This window comes from Dyella sp. (assembly GCF_035277725.1).
In the GTDB taxonomy this organism is placed as follows: Bacteria; Pseudomonadota; Gammaproteobacteria; order Xanthomonadales; family Rhodanobacteraceae; genus Dyella_B.
Window position 1 is genome coordinate 1 of sequence record NZ_DATEJY010000101.1, and the last position, 3,535, is coordinate 3,535.

Sequence of the window (3,535 nt, forward strand, 5' to 3'; positions counted from 1 at the left end):
CCATTGCTGTCCGGGGAAATTCGCTGCGCTCTAGACAAGCACATCTGCAACTCAACCGAAGCCCTTTTTTTCCAGCAAATTCAAAGCTAGCGATTCGTCGCCCCGGCGAACGCCGGGGCCCAGTGTCTTTGACGACCTGTAAGTCGCTGGATCCCGGCTTTCGCCGGGACGACGAGCTTTTTAGCCATTTCACTTAAACAAGCAAAACTTTCCCCGGACAGCAATGGGCGAAAGCCGGAATGACGGGAGCAGGGATTACGTGGGCAGACGGCGAATGCGCGCGCCCAGGGTGCTGAGCTTCTCTTCGATGTTCTCGTAACCACGATCGATGTGATACACGCGATCCACCGTGGTATCGCCTTGCGCCACCAGCCCCGCCAGCACCAGGCACGCTGAGGCGCGCAGATCGGTCGCCATGATCGGCGCTCCGCTCATCTTGTCCACGCCGCGAATGATCGCGGTATTGCCTTCCAGGCGAATGTCCGCGCCCAGGCGTTGCAATTCATGCGCGTGCATGAAGCGGTTTTCGAACACCGTTTCGGTAATCACGCCAACACCATCCGCCACGCAGTTGAGCGCGGTGAACTGCGCCTGCATGTCGGTGGGAAACGCGGGATACGGCGCGGTGGTGATGTTCACGGCTTTCGGGCGACGGCCTTGCATGTCCAGCTCGATCCAGTCCGGACCGGTGGAGACATGTGCCCCGGCTTCCTCCAGCTTCACCAGCACGGCATCCAGCGTATTGGCGCGTGCATTGCGTGCACGGATCTTGCCGCCGGTCATCGCCGCGCCTACCAGGAAGGTACCGGTTTCGATGCGATCGGGCAGCACTTCGTAATGGCCACCGTGCAGGCGTTCCACACCATGGATGACCAGCGTGGACGTGCCCGCGCCTTCGATCTGCGCGCCGAGCGCATTGAGGCAGTTGGCCAGGTCCACCACTTCCGGCTCCTGCGCCGCGTTTTCGATAACGCTGGTGCCATCGGCGAGTACCGCCGCCATCATCACGTTCTCGGTGCCAGTGACGGTCACCATGTCCATCATGATGCGCGCGCCCTTCAAGCGCTTGGCGCGAGCCTTGATGTAGCCGTTCTCAACGTCGATCTCCGCACCCAGTGCCTGCAGGCCGCGGATGTGCTGGTCCACCGGGCGCGAGCCGATCTGGCAGCCGCCGGGCAGCGATACTTCCGCCTGGCCGAAGCGCGCCACCAGCGGCCCCAGTACCAGAATCGACGCGCGCATAGTTTTCACCAGCTCGTACGGCGCGAAGTAGCGGTCGGCGGAGCGCGGGTCCACCTGGATCTTCATGCGGTCGTCCAGCACCAGCTGCACGCCCATCTGGCCGAGCAGTTCCATGGTGGTGGTGACGTCGTGCAGGTGGGGCACGTTGCTGATCGTGACCGGCTCATCGGCCAGCAGGCAGGAAGCGAGGATCGGCAGCACGGCGTTCTTGGCGCCGGAAATGCCCACTTCACCGCGTAGCGGCTCGCCGCCGCTGATCAGGATTTTTGCCATGGGTGAATCCTTGAAATAAGTGACGCCAGCAGCGACGGCGTCAACGGCGCGCAGCGGCTTCATCGGGTGTCAGAGTCTTGAGTGCGAGCGCGTGAATGGCGCCTCCCATGAGGTCGCCGAGGGTGCCGTACACCAGGCGGTGCCGCGCCAAGGGCAGCTTGCCCTTGAACTGCTCGGCCACGACTTCCGCCTCGAAGTGCACCCCATCGTCCCCCTGCACGCTTGCCTTGGCGCCGGGCAGGCCCGTTTCGATCATTGCCTGGATGCTGGCTGCGTCCATTGATTTTCCAAATACTTAAAGAGCCTGAATGCCGGTTGCCGACCCGTAGAGGTGGAACCATCGGCGACAGGCATCAAGATAGAATGCGAATATGCCATGTTAATGGAAATCCGCTGTCGCAGAAACGACACATGTGTCGCCACCCTGTCCAGCTCCCTGCCGAGGACGCATGAACGCACCCATCGCCAAGCCCAAATCCACCCGGGTGGACGCCGCCGCCGTCGTGCGCAGCGCGCGCACGGTCATCGCCACCGAGGCCGCCGCCATCCGCGCGCTGGAGCCGCGCATCGACCAGACGTTCGTCGACGCCTGCCGGCTGATCCTCGGCTGCAAGGGGCGCGTGGTGGTCACCGGCATGGGCAAGTCCGGGCACGTGGGGCGCAAGATTGCCGCGACCCTGGCCTCCACCGGCACACCGGCGTTCTTCGTGCATCCGGGCGAAGCCAGCCACGGCGACCTGGGGATGATCCTGCCGCAAGACGTGGTGCTGGCCCTGTCCAATTCCGGCGAAACCGACGAAATCCTGTTCATCCTGCCGGTGATCAAGCGCCAGGGCATCCCGTTGATCGCCATCACCGGCAATCCGGATTCCTCCCTCGCCGGCCAGGCCGACGTGCACCTGGATGCCGGCATCTCCGCCGAAGCCTGCCCATTGGGCCTGGCCCCCACCGCCAGCACCACCGCCGCGCTGGTGATGGGCGATGCACTTGCCATCGCGCTCCTGGAAGCGCGCGGGTTTACCTCTGAGGACTTCGCGCGTTCCCACCCGGCGGGCAGCCTGGGGCGCCGTCTGCTGCTGCACATCAGCGATGTGATGCACACCGGCCCAGGCATCCCGATGATTTCTCCGGATGCCACGATCACCGAAGCCCTGATGGAAATGACCCGCAAGCACCTCGGCATGACCGCCGTCGTCGACAGCGAACAGCGCTTGCTGGGCGTATTCACCGATGGCGACTTGCGCCGTGCGCTGGACGACGATGGCGTGGATCTGCGCAATGCGCACGTCAGCGACTTGATGACGCGCGGTCCGAAGGTGATCGGCGCCGACAAGCTGGCCATCGAAGCGGCGCAGTTGATGGAGAAATACCAGATTCACGCTTTGCTGGTGGTCGATCACACGCAACGCGTGGTGGGCGCCCTCAACATTCACGACCTGCTGCGCGCCCGCGTGGTCTGAGAGACAACCCTGCATGGATTATTTGTCCAACCTGCCTGCCGACGTGCTCGCCCGCGCCGCCAGGATTCGCCTGGCCGCGTTCGACGTGGATGGCACGCTTACCGATGGCCGCCTGTGGTACAGCGAAAGCGGCCATGAAACCAAGGTCTTCCACGTGCACGACGGCCTTGGCCTGAAACGCCTGCAGGCGCATGGCGTGCAGGTTGCGATCATCAGCGCGCGCATCAGCCACCCGGTGGCCTTGCGTGCGGAAGAACTCAATATCGCCCACGTGTATCAGGGCCAATCCGACAAGCGCGAATGCCTGCGCCAGATCGTGGAAGCCTTGGGGCTCGCTCCCGAAGAAGCCGCCTTCATCGGCGATGATCTCCCCGACCTGCCTGCGATGGAATTCGCCGGCCTCGCCGTTGCGGTTGCCAACGCGCACCCATGGGTGGCGCAGCGTGCGCATTACCGCACGAACCTCGGCGGCGGCCTGGGCGCGGTGCGCGAAGTATGCGACCTGATCCTGCATGCGCAGGGCAAAAGCATCGCAGAGCAGGAGCACTGGCGGTGAGCTT

4 protein-coding genes are annotated in these 3,535 nt (G+C 64.0%); 2 read left to right on the forward strand and 2 right to left on the reverse strand.

Translation table 11 applies throughout. From position 1 onward, the window contains the following. Positions 1 to 255: 255 nt before the first annotated feature. Both murA and VJR68_RS09010 read right to left on the reverse strand, forming a co-directional pair. A complete protein-coding gene (gene murA, locus VJR68_RS09005; RefSeq protein ID WP_324147341.1) occupies positions 256 to 1,515 on the reverse strand; it encodes a UDP-N-acetylglucosamine 1-carboxyvinyltransferase in 1,260 nt (419 codons plus the stop codon). Positions 1,516 to 1,555: 40 nt separating this feature from the next. Then, entirely contained in the window at positions 1,556 to 1,795 is a 240-nt protein-coding gene (locus tag VJR68_RS09010; RefSeq protein ID WP_188792974.1) for a BolA family protein, read from the reverse strand. A 169-nt stretch (positions 1,796 to 1,964) separates the two neighbouring features. Here VJR68_RS09010 and VJR68_RS09015 point away from each other — a divergent pair, with 169 nt between their 5' ends. Both VJR68_RS09015 and VJR68_RS09020 read left to right on the forward strand, forming a co-directional pair. After that, entirely contained in the window at positions 1,965 to 2,975 is a 1,011-nt protein-coding gene (locus VJR68_RS09015; protein ID WP_324147342.1) for a KpsF/GutQ family sugar-phosphate isomerase, read from the forward strand. 13 nt (positions 2,976 to 2,988) lie between these two features. Continuing rightward, positions 2,989 to 3,531: an HAD-IIIA family hydrolase gene (locus VJR68_RS09020; RefSeq protein WP_324147343.1), complete on the forward strand. Its 543-nt coding sequence runs from the start codon at positions 2,989 to 2,991 to the stop codon at positions 3,529 to 3,531. Positions 3,532 to 3,535: the final 4 nt, after the last annotated feature.